A 21213-nucleotide genomic window follows, 5' to 3' on the forward strand; every position below is an offset into this window, starting at 1 on the left:
TATTCTAACATGTGTTAGATAAATTCCAATACCGTTTCCGTCCTATACGTACGAGAAACTGATTTTGATCAGGGGAGGCTTCAATGTCCACCAAGGCTTATGTAACCGGGGTCGGAATGGTCCCCTTTCAGAAACCCGGCGCGTCGGAAAGCTATGACGTGATGGCGGCAAAGGCCACCCGCAGCGCGCTGCAGGATGCCGGATTGTCCTACGACCTGATCCAGCAGGCCTATGTCGGCTATGTTTATGGTGACAGCACCTGCGGTCAGCGGGCCTTGTATCAAGTGGGCATGACCGGCATTCCGATTCTGAACGTCAACAACAACTGCTCCACAGGGTCATCAGCGCTTTTTCTGGCGCGTCAGGCCGTTGAAAGTGGGGCGGTCGAGTGCGTCCTGGCCTTAGGATTTGAGCAGATGAAGCCTGGCGCGATCGGGTCGGTGTTCGAGGATCGGGTAAGCCCATTCCAATCGTTTGACGACGAAACCGACGATCTGGTTGGCAGTCCTGAGATCCCGCTGGCGCTGCGGTATTTCGGCGGTGCCGGCAAGGCGCATATGGACGAGTTTGGCACCACCCTGGAAACATTCGCCAAGATCCGCGCCAAGTCTAGTCGGCACGCCTCAAAAAACCCGGTCGCCCTGTTTCGCACTGAGGTAACCGCCGAAGAGGTTCTGGCCGCCAAAGTGGTTTGGCCCGGTGTCATGACTCGGTTGATGGCTTGCCCGCCGACCTGCGGCGCGGCGGCGGCAATTATCTGTTCAAAGGCGTTTGCCGACAAACACGGGCTGGATTCCTCTGTCCGGATTGCGGCACAGGCGATGACCACCGACGGGCCGGAAACCTTCAATGCCCACGATATGCGCGAAGTTGTTGGCACCAGCATGGCTAAAAAGGCCGCCAATCAGGTCTATGAGGCCGCAGGCATCGGCCCCGAAGACATCAACGTCGTCGAGCTGCATGACTGTTTTGCCCATAATGAGTTGATCACCTACGAGGCGCTTGGCCTTTGCGGTCGTGGCGAGGCCGGAAAGTTCGTTGATGATGGCGACAATACCTATGGCGGCAAATATGTAACCAATCCGTCGGGCGGACTTTTGTCTAAAGGGCACCCGTTGGGGGCCACGGGTCTCGCGCAATGCACCGAGCTGGTGCAGCAATTGCGCGGCACGGCCGATGCCCGGCAGGTTTCGGGGGCGCGGCTGGCGCTTCAACATAATCTGGGCCTAGGGGGCGCTTGTGTCGTGACGCTGTACGAGGCGGTATGAGGGCGGCGCATTTGCACGGACGCTGTGGTTGGGGAGGATAGACATGACAGCTAGGCTTGACGGGCGCGTCGCGCTGGTATCCGGATCTGGACGCGGCATTGGCCGCGAGATCGCTTTGAAATTGGCCTCCGAAGGTGCGCGGATCGTGGTCAACGATCTGGATGCGCATCCGGCGGCGCAAACCGCTGAAATGATCCGTGACATGGGCGGTGAGGCCGCGGTCTGCGCCGGGTCGGTGACCGAAGATGGCTTTGCCCAACGGTTCGTTGATACCGGCGTTAATGCCTTCGGCGGGCTGGACATAATCGTTAACAACGCGGGCTATACTTGGGACAGCGTAGTCCAGAAAATGACGGATGAGCAATGGCATGCCATCATAGATGTTCATCTGACAGCACCCTTTCAGATCCTTAGAGCCGCCGCGCCAGTGTTCCGCGACAAGGCCCGCGCCGAAGCTGAAGCGGGGCAGGAAGTGTTTCGCAAGGTTGTGAATATTTCGTCCATCGCCGGAACCGGCGGCAACGCGGGGCAGATCAACTATTCTGCTGCCAAGGCCGGCATCATCGGACTGACCAGAACGATGGCAAAAGAGTGGGGCCGATACAAGGTCAACGTCAATGCCGTGGCCTTTGGCCCGATCCGCACGCGCCTGACCGAAGGCAGCGCCAAGGGGGACAGCACGATCAAGGTTGAAGGCAAGGACATCCGCGTCGGTGTCAGCCCCGATCTGTTAAGCCAGATGGAAACGTCTATTCCACTGGGCCGTGTCGGCACACCCGAGGAAGCCGCAGGGGCTGTCTATCTGTTTTGTGCGCCGGAATCGAACTTCATTTCCGGGCAATATGTGATCTGCGGCGGGGGTTTTGTAATCTAAATAGCCGCCGCTGTTGAATGACCAAGGAGAGTGTGTGCGTGTCACAAGGACCGTTGAAAAACATTAGTATCATCGAACTTGGTCATGTGATCGCTGGACCGCTGGCGGCGACTTTGTTGGCCGATTTCGGTGCCGAGGTGATCAAGGTCGAAAACCCGCGCGGCGGTGACATGATGCGCGATCTCGGCCCCAAGGCGCAGGATGACGGGCTAGGTGTGTGGTGGAAAACACTGGCGCGCAACAAACGCATTTTGGCGCTTAACTGGAAGACCCCTGAAGGACGCGCAATTCTGCGCCGCATGGTCGAAGCCAGTGATGTTTTAGTTGAGAATTTCCGGCCCGGCGTGCTGGAACGCGCTGATATCGGACCCGACGTGTTGCACAGATGGAACCCGGATTTGATCATCCTGCGTATTTCGGGCTATGGGCAGGAAGGCCCGATGAAAAAGACGCCGGCCTTTGGTCGCGCAGCCGAAGCCATGAGCGGATTGTCACATCTGACGGGATACCCCAACGGGCCGCCGATGCATCCAGGGTTTCCGGCGGCGGATTCAACCACCGGGCTGATGGGCGCACTGGGTGTCATGCTGGCGCTGCACGCGCGTGGCAATGGAACCGCAAAAGGGCAGGTCATCGACCTCGCGGTGTTCGAGGGGCTGTTGCGGCTGATCGACTATCACGTGCCTGCGCTGACAGGCGCGGCCGTGTCGCCGCTGCGCAACGGTCTTCGCCAACCGATGGACTTTGCCCCCGGCGGTATGTTCCGCACCAGCGACGGTGTCTGGGTCACGGTATCCGCAGGCGGGGCAGAAACCGCTCGGCGTCTGTTGCGCACGGCGGCCGGGGATGCATTTGCCGACAATCCGCGCTTTGCCACAATGGCCGGGATCAGCGCCAATATGGCCGAGGTTTTTGACGCGCTTCAGAAGTTCATTGGGGCGCGTGATTTTGACACTGTGCAGGCCGAGTTTACAAAAAACGACGCGGTTGCTGCGAGGGTTTTGAGCGTCGAGGATATCGTGAACCATCCGCAGATCGCCCATCGCGGCGACATCGTGGATGTAGCGGGAGAACAGACACGGGTGGTCGGCGCGGTGCCGCACCTGTCAGACACGCCGGGAAGCGTACGCTGGCTTGGCCGGGCCGAGGCCGCCGACAGCCACGCAGTGTTACGCGATCTGGGTTTGAACGAACAAGAAATCGCGGCGCTGGCCTCGTCAGGGGTGGTGGGCATGCCGCAAGAATCCGAGGAAAAAGCATGACTTATCGGTATACTGAGGCGCAGCAGGAAATCCGCGACACCGTTTTGCGTATCTGTGCCGATTTTGATGATGAATACTGGCTGGAAAAAGACCGCAATGGGGGCTTCCCCCACGACTTACACAAGGCTTTGGCGGATGGCGGCTGGCTGGGTATCGCATTGCCGGAAGAGGTCGGCGGTGCCGGACTGGGCATAACCGAGGCGGCAATCATGATGCAGGCCATCGCGGAATCGGGCGGTGGTGCCAGCGGTGCGTCGGCCATCCACATGAACATTTTCGGGCTCAATCCAGTGGTAAAATTCGGCACCCCGGAGCAAAAACAGCGGATGCTGGTGCCGCTTCTGGAGGGGCGCGAAAAGGCCTGTTTTGCGGTAACCGAACCGACGACGGGGCTGGATACAACAAAGCTCAAGACACGGGCAATCCGACAGGGCGACCGGTATGTGGTGCATGGCCAGAAGGTCTGGATTTCAACCGCGCAGGTGGCTCACAAGATGCTGTTGTTGGCCCGCACCACGCCGCTGGAAGAGGTTACAAAGCCCACCGAGGGGTTGACCCTGTTTTACACGACGCTGGACCGGACCTTTGTGGACGTGCGCGAGATCGAAAAAATGGGCCGCAAAGCGGTAGATTCCAATGAGGTGTTCATCGACGGGCTGCCTGTTCCAGCCGAGGATATGATCGGCGAAGAAGGCCAAGGGTTCCGCCAGACCCTACACGGTCTGAATCCCGAACGCATACTGGTGGCGGCGGAATGCGTCGGCATTGCGCGAAACGCGATCAAACGGGCGTCGGAATATGCAAAGGAGCGACATGTCTTCGGCCGTCCGATCGGGCAGAATCAGGGCATCCAGCATCCGCTTGCCAAAGCCTGGGCCAGGGTCGAATCCGCCAATCTGATGGTGATGCATGCCGCGGCTCTGTATGATGCGGGCGAGCCATGTGGTGTCGAGGCGAATGCTGCAAAGCTGCTGGCAGCGGAAGCCGCAGTGGAGGCGACGCAGACGGCCCAGATGACGTTTGGCGGTTTTGGATACGCCAAGGAATATCATGTTGAGCGGCTGGTCCGCGAGGCGTTGTTGTTCCACATCGTACCGGTGACGCCGCATATGCTGATGTCGTTCATTGCCGAAAAGGCGCTTGGGCTGCCAAAATCCTACTGAAAGGGGCCACTATGAAAGATGTATTGCGCACCACCGGCTTCTATTTCGATGAAGTCGAGATTGGTGCCCGCTTCGAAACCCGCAGCCGGACAGTGACCGAGGCTGACCTTGTTGGGTTCTGTAACCTGATGTGGATGACGGAATCATTGTTCACCGATACTGAGCATGCCCGCGACGGCGCTGCGGCGCATGGGCGGGTGGTGCCTGGGGTGATGGTTTACGCAATGGCCGAGGGGCTGTTGACGCACACGATGGAGGGCACGGGTCTGGCGTTTCTTCATGCTGATTTCAGTGTGAAGGGGCCTACTTTTGTCGGTGATACAATCCACGTTGAAGTCGAAATTATCGAGGCCCGTCTAACATCTAGGCCGGGACGTGGTCTGGTGCGCAGCCGAAACCGGGTGCTCAAGGCGGATGGCAGCGAATGTATTGTCTACGAGCCGCTTCGCATGCTGCGTCAGCTAAACGCAACTCAGTAAAATACACCTAATTTGAGAGATCACATAAATCTTGCCAAAAAATCTAACGCATGTTAGGTTTTTTGAAACGCTAGCGAAATTGCTAGCAGGGGGGGAAAGATGACTGACTCGCAAGAGCCGGTTTTTGGGTTCACACGAACCGAACTACGGGACCGAAATACCGTCTATGCGCTGGGTCTTTTCCAGGACCAGACTGTTGTCGTGACTGGTGCGGGTGGCGGGCTTGGCCTGGCTATCGCGGCATTGTTCGCCCGCCTGGGCGCACGGCTGGCGATCTGTGGGCGCAACCCTGAAAAACTGGAAAGCGCGGCGGAATTCCTGCGTTCGTTTGGCGGCGAAGTGATGGCGCGCGAAATGACGATACGCGACCCTGAACAGGTTGCCGCCTTTGTGGACGCTGTTCATGAACGTTTCGGTGGGCTGCATGTTCTGGTCAACAATGCAGGCGGACAGTTTCCGCAGCCGGCCTTGGACTTTTCCATAAAAGGTTGGAACGCGGTGATCGACACCAATCTGAATGGTACCTGGTGGATGATGCAGGCGGTAGCGAAAAATTGGGTCGAGACCGGAACCCAGGGCAATATTGTCAGCATCGTCGCAGATGTCTGGCGCGGAATGCCCGGTATCGCCCATACCGCCGCGGCACGCGCCGGGGTGATATTCCTGTCCAAATCTGTCGCAGTTGAATGGGCACCTTACGGTGTACGTGTGAACTGTGTCGCACCTGGATGCTGCGAAAGTACCGGGTTTGGAAATTATCCAGCCGAGGGTGCCGCGACGTTCAAGGAATCCAACCCCATGCGCCGGGCGGGCGACGAATGGGATGTTGCCGAAGGAGTTGTTTATATGGCGGCACTGTCGGGCAAATTTATAACCGGAGAGGTTCTAAACATAGATGGCGGTCAGCAGATGTGGGGTGATCCCTGGCCGACGGGACGTCCTGATTACTTCAAGATAGACTGAGAGAGAGAACGGCGGGATGGTGAGTTTTGATTTGCTGGGAGGCGCGCACGGATGAATGGACCTGTAACATCAGGCAGCGGCCAGGTGCCGGTTTTGGAATGCATCGGCATAGAGCGGCGGTTTGGCGGGCTTGTCGCGGTATCGGGCGTGGATCTGAGACTTGAGAAAGGCGAAATCTTCGGTCTTGTCGGTCCCAACGGCAGTGGAAAAACGACGCTGACCAACGCGATCACCGGCTTTTACCCGCCACAAAAGGGGAAGATCCTGTTGGGCGGTAGGGATATTACTGGAACCGCGCCGCACAAGGTTGCGGGCATGGGAGTTGCGCGGACATTCCAGAACCTTGCGTTGTTCAACGGAATGAGCGTGCTCGACAATATTTTATTGGGGCGTCACATCCATATGAACCCTGGCGTGATCCGCACGGCGCTATACTGGTGGTTGGCGCGGCCCCAGGAAATTGCCAACCGAGAAGTCGTGGAAGAGGTAATCGACTTTCTTCAACTGGAAAGCATCCGGCACGAGATGGTCGACGGAATCCCGATCGGGTTGAAGAAACGTGTGGAGTTGGCCCGTGCTTTGGTGGCCGAACCGCATCTTCTGATACTGGATGAACCGATGGCCGGGATGAACCAAGAAGAAAAAGAGTACATGGCGCGGTTCATTCTGGATGCCCGCGCCGAGCGCGGCGTCAGTGTCCTGCTGATCGAGCATCATATGGACGTTATCATCGGGATCTGTGACCGAATGTTGGCGCTGAATTATGGCGAAATGATTGCCAGCGGCATCCCAAGAGAAGTCATTAAAAATCCGCGCGTTATCGAGGCCTATATCGGAGGCGCACATGCCGAATAATCCTTCATCCACCGTTCTAAAGGCCGTGCCAAACGCCGGGGACGATACTATTGCGCGCCTTCTGATGCGCAATGCAAGAGAGTATGGCAATGATATTGCGATGCGCGAGAAAGACCGTGGTATCTGGCGGGAAGTGACCTGGTCTGCCTATGCTGAGGAGGTGCTGCGCTGCGCCGCCGGCTTCATGGCTCTGGGCGTGAAGCCCGGTGACGCGGTCATTATTCTGGGTGACAATCGCGTGAGGCTTTATGCTGGAATGACCGCGATGTCGATGCTGCGCGCCTATGCCATGCCGGCCTATCCCGGCGCGACGCTTGACGAGTTGAAGCATTTCTTTGGGGAAGCCCACGTTGTAGCCGCTTTGGTCGAAGATCAAGAACAGGTCGACAAGATCCTTGAGCTGCGCGACGCTGGAACGTCGGTGGCATCTATCGTTTACGATGAGGCGCGCGGGTTGAATCTCTATGATGCGCCTGGCCTGCAGTCGTGGGAAAGCCTGGTGGAAGCGGGTGCCAAGAGACTGTCTGCCGATCCGGATTTGCGTCGGCACCTGATTGAGGAGTCCAAGCCAGAAGATCCGGCGGTGTTCATGCATTCCTCGGGTACGACGGGCAAGCCTAAGGGGATCGTGCTGAGCCAAAAGAATGTGTTGTCGGGTGCGCGCAATGCCCATGCCGGAGGTGCTTTTGAATATGGCGAAGAAATTTTGGCCTATCTGCCAATGGCATGGGTTGGTGACTTTGCTCTGACGGTGGCGTCGGCGATCGCGTTCCGCTTTACCGTCAGCGTGCCGGAGCGTCAGGAAACCGTGCAGCGTGACCTGCGCGAGATTGCACCCAGCCTGTATCTCGCCGCACCGCGCAGTTGGGATCACATGTTGACTGCCATTCAGGTGGGCATGGAGAATTCAACGCCTCTGAAGAAATGGCTCTATCATTTCTTTATGGATCGGGCTGTCGAGGCCGAACGGCGCAAGCTGAACGGTCTCAGTGGCGGACCCTTTGAGCGGCTGGGTCGGCTGGTCGGCGAGAAACTTATTTTTGGCCCGATCAAGGACCAGTTCGGCTTGATCCACCTTAAACGCGCCTTCACCGGTGGTGAAGCTATCGGCGAAGATACTTTCATTTTTTACCGGGCCCTTGGTATCAAATTGCGCCAGCTTTACGGCCAGACCGAAAACAGCGCGTTCAACGCTATCCAGGCCCCTGGCGAGGTGAAGTTGCATACCGTCGGCAAGCCCTTGCCGGGCGTCGAAGTGAAGATTGCCGACGATGGCGAAATCCTCATGAAGGCGGACAGCGTGTTCAAAGGGTACTTCAAAAATGAGGCGGCCTCGGCCGAGGCATTGCAGGATGGATGGTTGCACAGCGGCGACGCCGGTTATCTGGAAGACGACGGCCATCTCGTTGTTCTGGGGCGCGTATCCGAGGTAGTCTTTACCCAAAGCGGCGAACGATATGTTCCCAACTATATCGAAAACCGTCTCAAGTTCAGCCCCTACATCAAAGATGCCGCTGTGGTTGGCGCGGGACGGGACGAATTGACGGCAATGATCTGTATCGATGCCGAGGCGGTCGGGCATTGGGCCGAAGTCAACGGTGTGCCCTACGTATCCTATGCGGATCTTTCCCAAAGACCTGAGGTGGCTGAATTGGTGAAAGAGGCATTTGTTCGGGTGAACAAGGCGGTGACCGAAGGCCTGCAATTGCATCGCTATGTTTCATTGCACAAAGAATTTGATCCGGATGACGGCGAGATTACACGAACCCGTAAACTGCGGCGCAAAGTTGTAGAAGAACGCTACGGTCAGGTGATCGAGGCGCTTTATAACGGTGCAGCCGATATTCACGTCAAAGCGGTCGTAACGTACGAAACAGGCGAAACGGGGACTGTCGAACGCACCCTGTTGATCAGGGAGATATAAGATGGATTTAGTTTTTCTGGCAGAGCTGACAGTGAATGGCGCGCTGACAGGCCTGCTTTACTCGCTTTTTGCAATTGGGCTTGTCCTGATTTACAAATCGTCGTCGGTGCCAAACTTGGCTCAGGGGGCCCTAACCATGTTGGGTGCCTATGTGGTGCTGGCATTCTCGCATAATATGGGGTTGCCGCTTTGGGTGGCCATTCCTTTGGCGGTGGTGATCATGTTCTTTGTGGGCATCGGCATCGAAAAAGTTGCGCTGCGCCGATTGGCGGGGCGCCCGGTCATTATGATCCTGATGATGACAATGGGGATCGACATCTTTCTGCGCGGCACCACCCTGGCGATTTGGGGCGGGTCTTCGCGTTCGGTTGATTTGGGGGTCAGCTATGAACCGCTCTTTGTGGGGGACATGCTTCTTAGCCGTATCCACATTGTCGGTGCCAGTGTTGCGCTCGCCCTGTTTGTTGCCTTTTTTCTGTTCTTCCGCAGTCGGCTTGGTATTCGTTTGCGGGCCATTTCTGACGATTATATGGCATCCTGGTCTGTGGGTATTTCGGTTGAACGGGGTGTTGGCCTGTCCTGGGGACTGGCGTCGATCGTGGCGGTGGCAACCGGTGTGATTTGGGGCGAAATCCAGGGCGTCGATCAGTCGTTGTCGATCCTGCTGCTCAAGGGGCTGACAGTGGCCGTTTTGGGCGGGCTGGACAGTATCATCGGCGCGATTGTCGCCGGTATCATTCTGGGCATTCTGGAAAGTGTCGGTTCATTTTATCTAGATGAAATTGTCGGAGGTGGCAGCCGGGATCTGATTGTCGCTGCCGTGTTGATCCTGACGGTGATGATCCGCCCGCATGGCCTGTTTGGCCGTCATGACATCGAAAGGGTCTAAATTATGTTTTACGGTCTCTCAGGTGTTCGCCACAATAGTTACGTTTCTGATAGCAAGCTCTTCCCGGTTCCGGCTGATCGCAACGCCGTTGTGTTCTTCTTGCTGCTCGGGCTCGCAGCACCCTATCTGGTCAGTTCGCTTTATCTGAACAGTTACATTCTGCCTTGGCTGATCTGGACGGCGGCCGTATTGGGACTGAACCTTGTAACGGGTTGGGCCGGACAACTGCATCTGGGATATGCGGCCGTTATGGCCGTTGGTGCCTATTCGGCTGTTCACGCGGCGAAATTCGGAATTCCATGGGAGTTTGCCTTGCTTATAGGCGGTCTAGCCTCTTCGGTAATCGGAAGTCTGTTTGCTTTTGCGGCGCTGCGGACCAAGGGGCTTTACCTGGCCCTCACAACCCTTGCGATGCAGTTCGTGATGGACTGGGTACTGACCCATTCGCCAACGATCGCAGGGGGATCGCACGCGTCCTTGCAATCGCCCACCTTTGCGTTGTTGGGGCAGGACATTACTTCGGATGCAGGTCTGTATTACGTTGCATTCGGCTGGTGCGTTCTGGTCACGATCTTCATGCTCAACCTGCGACGCACCGGATTGGGCCGGGCCTTGGTTGCCGTGCGGGAAAAGGATTTTGCCGCAGCTATTCTGGGTGTGAACAGTTTTTACTATAAACTTGTCGCGTTTGCCGCATCGTCATTTATCGCAGGTGTCAGCGGCGCGATCCTAGTGTCGACGTTCTACTTTCTTGCGGCCCCAGAACAGTTTGCCGTGAACGTATCCATTCAGGTTCTGGCGATGGTGATTGTGGGCGGGCTCGGCAGCATTCTTGGAAGCTATCTGGGAGCCGCACTCATCCTGCTCATGCCCGGGGTCGTGAACCAGTTGTTCTCATTGGGAGCTAATCTTTTGGGGTTGGATTTAGGCATCGAAACGCTAGCGCACATTCCGAACGCGGCCTACGGCGCACTGATTGTCATCTTCCTGATGGTCGAGCCCTTGGGGCTTGGAAAACTCTACGCCAATGTCAGGGATTACCTGATGGTTTGGCCCTTTGACCAGCTTAAGAAATAGGGGGCGACATGGCACAGCCTAAAACCACAGCGACCGACCAGATACTGTCTCTGAACAGCATTGAAGTTTTGTACGATTCAGTTCTGCTCGCGATTAAAGGGGTCTCGATCGAGGTTCCCCGTGGAGGAATGGTTGCCCTTTTGGGTTCCAACGGAGCAGGCAAAAGCACCACCCTGAAAGCAATCAGTGGATTGCTAAAGGCCGAACGGGGCAAGGTCAGCCGGGGGGAAATTTGCTTTGACGGTAAACTTATCGGCAACATCCTGCCGCAAGACCGCGTTGCGATGGGTATCTGCCACGTCATTGAAGGCCGCCGGGTATTCGAGCATATGACACCGGATGAAAACCTTGAGGCGGCAGCGCCGATGTCGATGTCGCGCCAAAAGGTGAATTCGGAAAAAGCCCGCATATACGAATATTTTCCGCGCCTTGCGGAACGCAAAGCATCACAGTCGGGGTATCTGTCAGGCGGCGAACAACAAATGTTGGCCATCGGGCGTGCGCTAATGACCCAACCGCGCCTGTTGATGTTGGACGAACCCAGCCTCGGGCTTGCTCCGTTTCTGGTGGCCGAAATTTTTGGAATTATCCAGCGTATCAACAAGGAAGATGGCCTGTCGGTTTTACTGGTAGAGCAAAACGCGCTGGCCGCGCTGGAGATCGTTTCGCACGGCTATCTGATCGAAAATGGCCGCGTCGTGATGCACGATTCGGCAGAGGCGCTGAAGGCAAACTCCGACATTCAGGAGTTTTATCTCGGTGGAGGTGAAGGCAAGAATTTTCACGACATCAAGCACTACAGCAGACGGAAGCGCTGGCTGAGCTAGCGTTTGCGTTTGAATGTTCACAGAGGAGGGACCAACCAATGAAAACCAAGACTTATGTAAAACGATTGGCTGCGGCAGCCGTGATGGGGCTGACGAGCCTGTCGGCCGCGAATGCAGCTGAGGACAAGATCAAGTTCGGTTTGTGTTATGATCTGAGCAAGTCCTACACATTTGTGACGCCGCAAATCACGCAGGCTGCGCAAGATCTGGCCACCCTAACCAATATGAAGGGCGGCATCGGTGGTCATGAAATTGAAATCATCGTTGAAGATCACGGCAACGAGCCGCAGCGTGGTATTGAATGCTACGAAAAGCTCAAGCGTGAAGGCGTGTTTGTGTTCGACACGCTGTCGACGCCGGTTTCCGTCGCTGTGCTGCCGCGGATTATGAAAGACAAGAATATTCTGATTCAATCTCTTGTAGGCCGGGGGGACGCCGCTGATGGATCGGTGTTCAGCCAGATCTTCCCGGTTGGTCCCACCTATTGGGGCCAAGCCGCTAACGATATTGCCTATATCAAAGAGCAAAGCGGTGGTGACATGAAAGGTGTCAAGGTCGGTTTCGCCTATCTGGACTATCCCTTTGGTCAGGAACCGATCGAAATCCTGAAAACACTGGCCGAAAAAGAAGGCTTTGAGCTTTTGCTTTATCCGGTGCCGCTGCCCGGCAGTGATCAGGCGAGCGTTTGGACCAAAGTGCGTCGCGACAAGCCCGACTATGTGGTTGCCTGGCTTCTCGCAGGTGGGCACGTCGTTGCTGCCAAGGAGATGAAACGCAACGGCTTTCCGATCAGCAATTATATCTCGGTCAACTGGCTGAATGAGGTGGACATCGCCAACATCGGAGCCGAGGCCGCAATCGGGCTCAAGCGTGGGACCAATGTGGCCGGCGGGCAGGATCTTCCGATCATTCAGGAAATCCTTGCCGACGTTTACGGCGCGGGCAAAGGTGCCGGGCCGGTCGAAAAGATCAACGACGTGTATTACAATACCGGTCTGGCGATCTACTCGGCTGCATTTGAAGCGGCGCGCCTTGCGGTCGAGCAGAATGGTTTCCCAGTTACGCCCGATTCCATGAAGGCTGGCTATGAAAGCATCGTGGATTTTGACGCCAACGGTCTGTTCGCCCCCATTACGGTGACAGCGGATGATCACGGCGGCGGCGGTAAGACCCGTATCGAGATGTGGGATGGCAAAACCTGGGTCCCTCAGCAGGACTGGACCGCAGCCTATACCGACGTAATCTGGGACGTGGTCAAAGAAAGCTCAAGCAAGTTCACGGTTGAGTAAGAAAACGTGGCTGGGGGTTCGCCCCCAGCCTTCCACCGGGTTTGAACCAACACGAACCAGTTTTGCTCAAACCCGTATCTCAAGGACATTCCATGACAGATAACCCAATTGAACTCACCGTTGAAAACGGTGTGGCAACAGTTTTTATTAACCGACCAGAGCGAAAGAATGCCTTGTCAGTAGTGGCAGCGAACGGGTTGGCGGATGCCTGGGAACAGATCGAGGCTGACGATAGTATCCGCGTCGTCATCCTGACCTCCGCCGATTGTGGTGTGTTCAGCGCCGGGCTCGATCTCAAGGAAGCTGCCGAGATTGCCCGCGACGAAGGTATCGATATCCTGTCCAAAATGCGCGATCCGTTCCATGACCGGATGCGGACCTGTTCCAAGCCGATTATTTCAGCGATGACCGGATCGCTAATGGCCGGTGGCATGATGCTGACCCTGATGAGCGACCTGCGGGTCGGACTGAAAGGAACGAAGGTTGGCATAACCGAGGTCAAGATTGGTCGAGGATCGCCGTGGGCGGCCCCGGGCCTGTCGATGCTACCGCAACCGGTCCTGATGGAGATTGTCCTGACGGGGGATCTGATGCCGATCGAACGGCTGCACGACTATGGTTTTACTAATTACCTGGAAGAAACACCTGACGCCGTACGGACCCGTGCCCGCGAACTGGCGGACCGCATCGCTTCGGGCGCGCCGTTGTCGGTGATCGCCGCCAAAGCAAGTGTGCGCGCAACGATGGATCTGGGCTGTGCTGCTGGATTAGAAGAAGGCAAGCGGTTGCATGAAGTTGTCTACGCCAGCCAGGATGCCATCGAAGGCCCGCGGGCTTTTGCTGAAAAACGCCCCCCGGTTTGGCAGGGTAGATAGGTAACCAGGAGCTTGATATGTCTGACCTTATGCGATTTGACGTCGACAACGGGGTGGGGGTCTTGCGATTCACGCAGCCCGCGCGCCGGAACCCTTATAGCCTGGCATTTGTTGACCAGTTTATTGCGGCTCTTGATGTGGCGCAAAGGGATGATGCGGTGCGTGCCGTTGTGATGACTGGCGGCGATTATTTTTCAAGCGGCGGTGATCTTGTCGGGTTTCGGTCCGAGATCGCAAAAGGCGCGCGTGCAACCTATGAGATGGTTGACAAGGTGCATAGTGGCGGGCGCGCGGCATACGGGTTCAACAAGCCGCTGATTGCTGCCGTGAATGGCGTCGCCTATGGCGCAGGAATGAGTTTGGCGCTGTGTGCCGACGTGATTGTCGCCGCTGAAGATGCGCGGTTCTGCCAAGTTTTTTCAAAAGTGGGTGGCTGCCCCGACACGGGATCGAGCTGGCTGTTGCAACAGCGCATGGGGTCAGGCGCGGCACGCCTTCTGGTGCTGACCGGGCGTGAGATTTCGGGCAAGACGGCCCATCAGATGCGGGCAGTAGAAGAATGTGTGCCCGCTGACGAAACCGAAGCTGCCGCGATCGCAATCGCGACCGAGATGGCAGCAAACCCGATGTTTGGAATGAATTGCAGCAAACGCGTGATGCGTGAGGCCGCGGAGTGCTCTTTCGAGGAAGCTTTGGACATTGAGTGCCGCGCGCAGACCATTCTGCTTGGCGCGCATGATTTTCCCGAAGCAATGAATGCTTTCACAGAGAAACGAAAGCCGAGATTCCGAGACTGCTGAGTAAAGAGATTCAAAATATACTAACCTCAAGAGGAGATTATCGCCCATGAAGGTACTTGTACCTGTAAAGCGCGTGATTGACTACAACGTGAAAGTGCGCGTCAAAGCGGACGGATCGGGTGTTGATCTTGCTAATGTAAAAATGTCGATGAACCCGTTTGACGAAATTTCCGTCGAACAGGCGATCCGTCTGAAAGAAGCCGGTCAGGTCGAAGAGGTCGTGGTTGTTTCCATCGGCGTCAAGCAGGCTCAGGAAACATTGCGCACCGCTTTGGCCATGGGCGCGGACCGCGCGATCCTCGTTGTCGCCACAGACGACGTACACAACGACATCGAACCACTGGCCGTTGCCAAGATCCTCAAAGCGATTGTGGATGAAGAGCAGCCTGGTCTGGTGATGTGCGGCAAGCAGGCCATCGACAATGACATGAACGCGACCGGCCAGATGCTGGCAGCGTTGATGGGGTGGTCGCAGGCGACATTTGCATCCGAAGTGGAGATTGCAGGCGACAAAGCCAAAGTCACACGTGAAGTGGACGGCGGTTTGCAGACCATCGAAGTTTCGATGCCCACGGTCATCACCGTTGATTTGCGCCTGAACGAGCCACGGTATGCGTCCCTGCCCAACATCATGAAGGCAAAGAAAAAGCCGATGGATGAAAAGACACCGGCAGATTACGGCGTTGATGTTTCCAACCGCCTGGAGATCGTGAAAACCGTTGAACCAGCAGAGCGCGCAGCCGGTATCATGGTTGCATCCGTGGATGAACTGGTAGCGAAACTTAAAGAAGCGGGGGCCGTGTAATGGCTGTTCTACTCCTTGCAGAAATAACCGATGGCGAATTGGCGATGGATGCCACGGCCAAGGCCGTGACTGCCGCCAAAGCATTGGGCGATATCACCATACTGGCCTGTGGCGGCTCAGCTGCTGCGGCAGGTGAAGCGGCGTCAAAAATCGACGGGGTTTCCAAGGTGCTTGTCGCCGAGGATGCCACGCTGGGTCACCGCCTCGCGGAATCCACGGCAGCGCTTATCGTGTCGATGGCGGGCGATTACGATCACATCGTTGCCCCTGCCACGACAGACGCAAAGAACGTGATGCCACGGGTTGCGGCACTGCTGGATGTGATGATCATCTCTGACGCCTCCGGCGTGATTGATGCCGATACGTTTGAGCGGCCGATCTATGCGGGCAATGCGGTTCAAACGGTTAAATCTTCTGACGCGAAGAAAGTCATCACTTTCCGCGCGTCGACATTTGATGCTGCTGGCGACGGCGGGTCTGCCTCGGTCGAGACGATCTCGGCGGTTGAAGATCCCGGTCTGTCGTCCTGGGTCGAAGACCACGTGGCGGCAAGCGACCGCCCCGAGCTGACTTCGGCCGGTGTTGTTGTGTCCGGTGGCCGCGGTGTTGGGTCTGAAGAAGACTTTGCGCTGATCGAAAAGCTGGCGGACAAGCTGGGCGCGGCTGTTGGCGCATCCCGCGCTGCGGTCGATTCGGGCTATGCCCCGAACGATTGGCAGGTTGGCCAAACAGGTAAGGTTGTGGCCCCTAGCCTCTATGTAGCAGTCGGTATATCAGGCGCGATCCAGCACCTGGCCGGGATGAAAGACAGCAAGATCATCGTCGCGATCAACAAAGATGAAGAAGCGCCGATCTTTCAGGTTGCCGATTACGGGCTGGTTGCAGATCTGTTCGAGGCCGTGCCTGAACTGCTCGAAAAGCTCTGATACATGGTCGCCAAATTTCCGACCTTACGATACCCTAAAGGCCCGCCGGTTAGGCGGGCCTTTTCCCGGTTTGGGGCGGCTGATCACTTGGGCTTGGGCCGTTTCAGGATGTCAGGGTTGTGCTCACCCAGTGCAGGCGGCGGAGTGATGTCGTGGCGCGCAGGTGTGGCAGAGAATTTGATGGGCGGTTTGGTGGTCCAGACGGCCCCTTCAGTGGGATGGTCGATGGTTTGGAAAAATCCTGTCGCGGCCAGATGGGGGTCTTGCGGCAGATCTGACAGCATCCGCACGGGCATGGCCGGAATGTCGGCTTGTTCGGTCAGTTCAATCCACTGGGCGGTGGTGCGTGTCGTCGCTATTTGCGCCACCATGTCATAGATCCCTCCGATATTCCGGCTGCGTTCGTCCATGTTCGTGACCCAGGAATGATCGAGCATGTCGTCGCGCCCCACGGCTTTGAAAAACCGCGCCCATTGCGCATTCGAGTAGGGCAGGATGGTGATATAGCCATCTGCGGTTTTTACTGGGCGTCGATGCGGGACCAGCATCCGTTGGTATCCGAAGCTTTGCGGTTCGGATTCAAATGTTGCCTCGGCCATATGTTCGACCAGTAGGAAGGAGGCCAGTGTTTCGAACATCGGAACCTCGACATGTTGGGCCTGCCCGGTCCGTTCGCGGTGATACAGCGCGGCCATGATCGCATAGGCCGCAGTGACCCCGCCAAGCTTGTCGGCGATAATCGTGGGAGCATAGGCAGGTGGATTGTCCGGGTTGCACATTGTGGCCAGTCCGGCCATGCCGGAGACAGACTGGACGCTGTCGTCATAGGCGGGCTTGTTGCGATACGGCCCGTCCGAGCCGAACCCGACTGCGGCCACGGTAATCAGCTTGGGATTGCGTTCGCGCAGGGTCTCGGGGGAAAGGGACAGCCGCGCCAGCGCAGCGGGGCGGACGCTGGATACAAATACATCCGCATCATCCAGCAGGTCAAGCAAAGCGGCGCGGTCCTTTTGGGTTTTCAGATCAAGGGTAATGCTGCGCTTGTTGCGATTTGTGCCCAGAAATGCCGCACCCATACCAGGCGTCCGGGCAGGTTGCACCTGACGCAGCATGTCGCCTTCGGGGCTTTCGACCTTGATGACATCGGCACCCAGATCACCAAGCATTTGCGTGGCAAGGGGGCCGAATACAACCGACGTCATGTCGATGACCCTGACGCCTGCAAGCATGCCGTCTTTACTGATGCTCATGGTTAGAACCCGCTTTTATTGAGGTGGAGAGTTGCATTAAATCTAACAGGTGTTAGAATTGAAGGCAACTTAGATTCGATCTATCGAAGGAGCAGTCGAAATGCCGGAAAATCAGGGGCCGGATAAAACCTTCCGGGACGGATTGGCAAAGGGGCAGATCAACTTGCAGCAATGTAATGATTGCAAAAAGTTCATTTTTTTCCCGCGCGTTTTGTGCCCACATTGCAAAGGGCAGTCCTTGACATGGCACCCGGCATCCTGCGGCGGTATCGTTCACACCACGACCACCGTGCGGCGAAAGCCTGAGCGTGGGGGTGACTATAACGTTTGCATGGTTGAACTGGCTGAGGGGGTGCGGATGATGAGCCGGGTCGATGAAATCTCTCCTGCCGAGGTGACGATCGGGTTGCCGGTCACGGCCTTTGTCGGTGAAATTGACGGTGTTCCTGCCGTGCTGTGTAAGCCGGTGGAGGAATGAACCATGGTTGATCAATTGCGCGGAAAATCCGCGATCGTCGGCGTGGGGCATGCAGGTTTTGGCGAGGCACCGGGGTTTTCGGCCTATGACATTATGGCGCAATCAGCACTCGCGGCGCTGGACGATGCCGGACTGAAGCTGAGCGATGTCGATGGTCTGTTCTGCACCATGATGGAAGATGCCATGCCGGTCCTCATGGCGGCCGAATATCTGGGGATTCAGCCGCGCTATGTCGATGGCACGATGACGGGCGGTTCGTCGTTTGTGAACTATCTGACCTCGGCGACACTGGCGTTGCAGGCTGGGCTTTGTGATGTGGCGCTGATCTGTTACGGATCCAATCAGCGTACGGCGTCAGGGCGGCTTGTGACCGCGTCAAAGCTGCCGCCCTACGAAGGGCTGTATAACCCGCGCTATCCGATCTCGGCATATGCGATGGCTGCGGCGCGGCATATGTATGAATATGGCACGACACGCGAACAACTGGCCGACGTAGCCGTTGCGGCACGCGCCTGGGCCCGGCATAATCCCGAAGCCTTTGAGCGCGACGCGTTGACCCGCGAAGATGTACTGGGTGCGCGTATGGTGGGCGATCCGCTGACCACGCGCGATTGTTGCCTAGTGACCGATGGCGGTGGTGCCATCGTGATGGTGCGGGCCGATCGGGCGCGGGATTTCCCCAAGGCACCAGTCTATGTCCTGGGGTCTGCGGCGGCCAGCAGCCATCGGCAAATCTCGCAAATGCAGGATTTCACTGTTACGGCGGCGCGCGACTCCGGCAAACGTGCCTTTGCGATGGCCGGGGTGACGCCGGGCGATATCGACGTCGTTGAGCTGTATGATGCGTTTACCATCAACACCATCCTGTTTCTCGAAGATCTCGGGTTCTGCGCCAAGGGCGAAGGCGGCGGATTTGTTGCCGATGGCCGGATCGCGCCGGGCGGGGCGTTGCCAGTCAACACCAATGGCGGTGGGCTGTCATGTGTGCACCCCGGAATGTACGGCATCTTCACGGTGATCGAGGCCGCACGCCAGATCAGAGGTGATGCGCCGGGGTTGCAACAGGATAACGTGGAGCTGGCGCTGGCGCATGGCAATGGTGGGGTATTGTCTAGCCAAGTTACGGCCATTCTCGGCGCGGCCAGCACCGTTTGATTTAAGCAAGGAAAAACCGGAAATGCCTTTGGATATTGATGCGCTGAACGCTTGGGAATTCAAAGACCTGGAGCACAGCTATACCAAGCGGGACACGATGCTTTATGCCCTTGGTCTGGGGTTCGGAGAGGACCCAAACGATGAAAAAGAACTGGCCTATGTCTATGAAGACGGTCTGCTGGCCGCGCCAAGCATGGCCGTCATTCTGGGATATCCCGGTTTCTGGCTGAGCGACCCGCGCACAGGGGTCGAATGGAAAAAGGTCCTGCACGGTGAACAATGGTTGGATGTGTTCAAGCCCCTGCCTGTCGAGGGTAAGGTGATCGGGCGCACCCGGATTGATCATATTTCTGACAAGGGCGAAGGCAAGGGCGCGGTGCTTCATATCAGCCGCGATATCATTGACGCGGCCAGCAATGAGACGCTGGCGCGGGTTTCGATGTCGACCTTTGCGCGTGGTGATGGCGGCTTCGGTGGTGAGAAGATTGCTGGGCCTATTCCGGCTACGTTGCCGGATCGGGCACCGGACCATATTTGCGATCTGACCACACTGCCGCGCCAAGCGCTGATTTACCGACTGAGCGGTGATTACAACCCACTTCATGCCGACCCGGCGGTTGCGAGATCGGTGGGGTTTGACCGTCCGATCCTTCATGGTCTGGCAACCTATGGTCTGGGCTGCCGAGCGATCTTGAAGACGATCTGCGACTATGATGCAAGCCGCCTGACCGGTTTGGATGTGCGTTTTTCCGCGCCGGTTTACCCCGGTGAAACTGTGCGCTTCGAAATCTGGCGGGACGGCACAGAGGTTCGGTTTCGAGCAGTGGTACCCGAACGTAACGTGGTGGTGCTGAACAATGGCGCTGCAAGGCTTGCCTGAGGAGAGAGACATTTGACACAACCGCTTGACGATATTCTGGTGCTGGATTTTAGCACACTTTTGCCCGGTCCGATGGCCACGCTGATGCTGGCCGAAGCCGGGGCGGAGGTCATCAAACTGGAGCGTCCGGGCTCCGGCGAAGACATGCGCCTGACAGAGCCAATGATCGAGGGCCGCAGTCTGGGCTATGCTATCCTGAACCGGGGCAAGAAAAGCATCGCGCTGGACCTCAAGGCGGAAGGGGCTGTGGCCAGTTTGCGGTCGCTAATCGAAAAGGCCGATGTTATCGTCGAGCAATTCCGTCCTGGCGTCATGGAACGGTTGGGACTGGGGTATGATGCGGTCAGGACGCTTAACTCCAAAATCATCTATTGTTCAATAACAGGGTACGGCCAGAGCGGCCCGAAACGAGACGTTGCCGGGCATGACATGAACTATGTTGGGGATGCGGGTGTCCTGTCGCTTAGTTCAGGTTCGGTTGACAGTCCGACCGCACCGTTTGGTCTGATCGCCGATATCGGCGGGGGAACCTATCCGGCAATCATGAATATCCTGCTTGCGCTGCGCCAGCGCGACAAGACCGGGCAAGGCGTCCATCTGGATATCGCCATGTCTGAGGGCGCGTTTGCCTTCGCCTATTGGGCGCACGCCAAGGGGGTCATCGCGGGCGAGCCTATTGAAAATGGCGGTGACAGGCTGACTGGGGGCAGGGCACGTTACAGGCTCTATTCGGCATCAGACGGCCGACAGGTTGCGGTCGGGGCGCTGGAGCAGAAATTCTGGGACGCATTTTGCAATGTCATCGACCTGCCGCGGGACCTGCGCGATGACCTTGCCGATCCAGCGGCGACAAAGGCCGAGGTCGCGCGCCGGATTGTGGTCAAACCATCTGCTCATTGGGCACCATTGCTGGAAGCGGCGGATTGCTGCTGCACCATTGTCAAGACACCGGCCGAGGCCGCAGCCGATCCGCATTTCACGGCGCGCGACACGTTCGGGCGGGTGGTTTCGGTTGGGGGCGAGCAAGTTCCGGCACTGCCTTTGCCGATTGCACCAGAATTTCGCGGGGCAGTCGCCGACAGTCGCGCCGCGCCCGATCTGGGTGAGCAAAATGCCGAGTTTGGGTTGTAAATAGTGGTCGCTGAGGCGTCAGAATAGGTTGACGGCTGACGCT

Annotated in this window: 21 protein-coding genes and 1 pseudogene; 21 read left to right on the forward strand and 1 reads right to left on the reverse strand. The window is 57.2% G+C overall.

Annotated features, from left to right (window positions below):
• Window positions 1-83: 83 nt before the first annotated feature.
• The 16 genes from KZZ06_RS17415 to KZZ06_RS17490 all read left to right on the forward strand — a co-directional run bounded on the left by KZZ06_RS17415 (window position 84) and on the right by KZZ06_RS17490 (window position 16276).
• On the forward strand, window positions 84-1268 hold the full coding sequence (locus tag KZZ06_RS17415) for a lipid-transfer protein (protein ID WP_138925316.1): 1185 nt from the start codon (window positions 84-86) through the stop codon (window positions 1266-1268).
• 43 nt (window positions 1269-1311) lie between these two features.
• On the forward strand, window positions 1312-2142 hold the full coding sequence (locus KZZ06_RS17420; protein ID WP_219581315.1) for an SDR family NAD(P)-dependent oxidoreductase: 831 nt from the start codon (window positions 1312-1314) through the stop codon (window positions 2140-2142).
• A gap of 38 nt (window positions 2143-2180) precedes the next feature.
• Window positions 2181-3404 carry a CaiB/BaiF CoA-transferase family protein gene (locus KZZ06_RS17425; RefSeq protein ID WP_308340037.1) on the forward strand — a complete coding sequence of 408 codons (1224 nt, stop codon included), beginning with the start codon at window positions 2181-2183 and terminating at the stop codon, window positions 3402-3404.
• Window positions 3401-4567, forward strand: a complete 1167-nt coding sequence (locus KZZ06_RS17430) for an acyl-CoA dehydrogenase family protein (RefSeq protein ID WP_138925313.1) — start codon at window positions 3401-3403, stop codon at window positions 4565-4567. The genes KZZ06_RS17425 and KZZ06_RS17430 overlap by 4 nt, the downstream gene beginning before the upstream one ends.
• An 11-nt stretch (window positions 4568-4578) precedes the next feature.
• A complete protein-coding gene (locus KZZ06_RS17435; RefSeq protein ID WP_089423364.1) occupies window positions 4579-5046 on the forward strand; it encodes a MaoC/PaaZ C-terminal domain-containing protein in 468 nt (155 codons plus the stop codon).
• A gap of 99 nt (window positions 5047-5145) precedes the next feature.
• Window positions 5146-6009: an SDR family oxidoreductase gene (locus KZZ06_RS17440; RefSeq protein WP_138925312.1), complete on the forward strand. Its 864-nt coding sequence runs from the start codon at window positions 5146-5148 to the stop codon at window positions 6007-6009.
• Between the two features lie 51 nt (window positions 6010-6060).
• A complete protein-coding gene (locus KZZ06_RS17445) occupies window positions 6061-6864 on the forward strand; it encodes an ABC transporter ATP-binding protein (RefSeq protein WP_138925311.1) in 804 nt (267 codons plus the stop codon).
• Complete coding sequence (locus tag KZZ06_RS17450; RefSeq protein ID WP_138925366.1) at window positions 6854-8788, forward strand: long-chain fatty acid--CoA ligase; 1935 nt, start codon at window positions 6854-6856, stop codon at window positions 8786-8788. Before KZZ06_RS17445 ends, KZZ06_RS17450 begins: the two co-directional genes overlap by 11 nt.
• 1 nt (window position 8789) lies before the next feature.
• A complete protein-coding gene (locus KZZ06_RS17455) occupies window positions 8790-9677 on the forward strand; it encodes a branched-chain amino acid ABC transporter permease (protein WP_219581316.1) in 888 nt (295 codons plus the stop codon).
• Window positions 9678-9680: 3 nt separating this feature from the next.
• A complete protein-coding gene (locus tag KZZ06_RS17460; protein ID WP_089423359.1) occupies window positions 9681-10754 on the forward strand; it encodes a branched-chain amino acid ABC transporter permease in 1074 nt (357 codons plus the stop codon).
• An 8-nt stretch (window positions 10755-10762) separates the two neighbouring features.
• The gene (locus KZZ06_RS17465; protein ID WP_089423358.1) at window positions 10763-11581 is read left to right on the forward strand and encodes an ABC transporter ATP-binding protein; all 819 of its coding nucleotides are present in this window, start codon (window positions 10763-10765) and stop codon (window positions 11579-11581) included.
• A gap of 38 nt (window positions 11582-11619) precedes the next feature.
• Window positions 11620-12870, forward strand: a complete 1251-nt coding sequence (locus KZZ06_RS17470; protein WP_138925309.1) for an ABC transporter substrate-binding protein — start codon at window positions 11620-11622, stop codon at window positions 12868-12870.
• A 92-nt stretch (window positions 12871-12962) separates the two neighbouring features.
• Entirely contained in the window at window positions 12963-13745 is a 783-nt protein-coding gene (locus KZZ06_RS17475) for an enoyl-CoA hydratase/isomerase family protein (protein ID WP_138925308.1), read from the forward strand.
• Between the two features lie 17 nt (window positions 13746-13762).
• A complete protein-coding gene (locus KZZ06_RS17480) occupies window positions 13763-14545 on the forward strand; it encodes an enoyl-CoA hydratase/isomerase family protein (RefSeq protein WP_138925307.1) in 783 nt (260 codons plus the stop codon).
• 46 nt (window positions 14546-14591) lie between these two features.
• Window positions 14592-15350, forward strand: a complete 759-nt coding sequence (locus KZZ06_RS17485; RefSeq protein ID WP_138925306.1) for an electron transfer flavoprotein subunit beta/FixA family protein — start codon at window positions 14592-14594, stop codon at window positions 15348-15350.
• Window positions 15350-16276 carry an electron transfer flavoprotein subunit alpha/FixB family protein gene (locus tag KZZ06_RS17490; protein WP_138925305.1) on the forward strand — a complete coding sequence of 309 codons (927 nt, stop codon included), beginning with the start codon at window positions 15350-15352 and terminating at the stop codon, window positions 16274-16276. The genes KZZ06_RS17485 and KZZ06_RS17490 overlap by 1 nt, the downstream gene beginning before the upstream one ends.
• An 83-nt stretch (window positions 16277-16359) precedes the next feature.
• Here the strand turns inward: KZZ06_RS17490 and KZZ06_RS17495 are convergent, their stop codons facing one another.
• Complete coding sequence (locus tag KZZ06_RS17495; protein ID WP_138925304.1) at window positions 16360-17526, reverse strand: CaiB/BaiF CoA-transferase family protein; 1167 nt, start codon at window positions 17524-17526, stop codon at window positions 16360-16362.
• Window positions 17527-17626: 100 nt separating this feature from the next.
• Here KZZ06_RS17495 and KZZ06_RS22585 point away from each other — a divergent pair.
• The 5 genes and pseudogenes from KZZ06_RS22585 to KZZ06_RS17515 all read left to right on the forward strand — a co-directional run.
• Window positions 17627-17755, forward strand: a pseudogene (locus KZZ06_RS22585) (zinc ribbon domain-containing protein); the annotation flags it as partial.
• Window positions 17756-17764: 9 nt separating this feature from the next.
• Window positions 17765-18004 (forward strand): Zn-ribbon domain-containing OB-fold protein, encoded by a 240-nt coding sequence (locus KZZ06_RS22590; RefSeq protein ID WP_257884444.1) that lies wholly within the window; start codon window positions 17765-17767, stop codon window positions 18002-18004.
• Window positions 18005-18007: 3 nt separating this feature from the next.
• The gene (locus KZZ06_RS17505; RefSeq protein ID WP_138925302.1) at window positions 18008-19159 is read left to right on the forward strand and encodes a thiolase; all 1152 of its coding nucleotides are present in this window, start codon (window positions 18008-18010) and stop codon (window positions 19157-19159) included.
• Window positions 19160-19181: 22 nt separating this feature from the next.
• Complete coding sequence (locus KZZ06_RS17510; protein WP_138925301.1) at window positions 19182-20039, forward strand: MaoC/PaaZ C-terminal domain-containing protein; 858 nt, start codon at window positions 19182-19184, stop codon at window positions 20037-20039.
• A 12-nt stretch (window positions 20040-20051) separates the two neighbouring features.
• Complete coding sequence (locus KZZ06_RS17515) at window positions 20052-21170, forward strand: CaiB/BaiF CoA-transferase family protein (RefSeq protein ID WP_138925300.1); 1119 nt, start codon at window positions 20052-20054, stop codon at window positions 21168-21170.
• Window positions 21171-21213: the final 43 nt, after the last annotated feature.

The sequence above is a fragment of the Sulfitobacter sp. CW3 genome, assembly GCF_019392245.1.
Classification (GTDB): Bacteria; Pseudomonadota; Alphaproteobacteria; order Rhodobacterales; family Rhodobacteraceae; genus Sulfitobacter.

Coding starts and splice junctions, on each gene's coding strand:
- KZZ06_RS17415 (WP_138925316.1), top strand. CDS start 84: ATGTCCACCAAGGCTTATGTAACCGGGGTCGGAATGGTCCCCTTTCAG.
- KZZ06_RS17420 (WP_219581315.1), top strand. CDS start 1,312: ATGACAGCTAGGCTTGACGGGCGCGTCGCGCTGGTATCCGGATCTGGA.
- KZZ06_RS17430 (WP_138925313.1), top strand. CDS start 3,401: ATGACTTATCGGTATACTGAGGCGCAGCAGGAAATCCGCGACACCGTT.
- KZZ06_RS17435 (WP_089423364.1), top strand. CDS start 4,579: ATGAAAGATGTATTGCGCACCACCGGCTTCTATTTCGATGAAGTCGAG.
- KZZ06_RS17440 (WP_138925312.1), top strand. CDS start 5,146: ATGACTGACTCGCAAGAGCCGGTTTTTGGGTTCACACGAACCGAACTA.
- KZZ06_RS17445 (WP_138925311.1), top strand. CDS start 6,061: ATGAATGGACCTGTAACATCAGGCAGCGGCCAGGTGCCGGTTTTGGAA.
- KZZ06_RS17450 (WP_138925366.1), top strand. CDS start 6,854: ATGCCGAATAATCCTTCATCCACCGTTCTAAAGGCCGTGCCAAACGCC.
- KZZ06_RS17455 (WP_219581316.1), top strand. CDS start 8,790: ATGGATTTAGTTTTTCTGGCAGAGCTGACAGTGAATGGCGCGCTGACA.
- KZZ06_RS17460 (WP_089423359.1), top strand. CDS start 9,681: ATGTTTTACGGTCTCTCAGGTGTTCGCCACAATAGTTACGTTTCTGAT.
- KZZ06_RS17465 (WP_089423358.1), top strand. CDS start 10,763: ATGGCACAGCCTAAAACCACAGCGACCGACCAGATACTGTCTCTGAAC.
- KZZ06_RS17470 (WP_138925309.1), top strand. CDS start 11,620: ATGAAAACCAAGACTTATGTAAAACGATTGGCTGCGGCAGCCGTGATG.
- KZZ06_RS17475 (WP_138925308.1), top strand. CDS start 12,963: ATGACAGATAACCCAATTGAACTCACCGTTGAAAACGGTGTGGCAACA.
- KZZ06_RS17480 (WP_138925307.1), top strand. CDS start 13,763: ATGTCTGACCTTATGCGATTTGACGTCGACAACGGGGTGGGGGTCTTG.
- KZZ06_RS17485 (WP_138925306.1), top strand. CDS start 14,592: ATGAAGGTACTTGTACCTGTAAAGCGCGTGATTGACTACAACGTGAAA.
- KZZ06_RS17490 (WP_138925305.1), top strand. CDS start 15,350: ATGGCTGTTCTACTCCTTGCAGAAATAACCGATGGCGAATTGGCGATG.
- KZZ06_RS17495 (WP_138925304.1), bottom strand. CDS start 17,526: ATGAGCATCAGTAAAGACGGCATGCTTGCAGGCGTCAGGGTCATCGAC.
- KZZ06_RS17505 (WP_138925302.1), top strand. CDS start 18,008: ATGGTTGATCAATTGCGCGGAAAATCCGCGATCGTCGGCGTGGGGCAT.
- KZZ06_RS17510 (WP_138925301.1), top strand. CDS start 19,182: ATGCCTTTGGATATTGATGCGCTGAACGCTTGGGAATTCAAAGACCTG.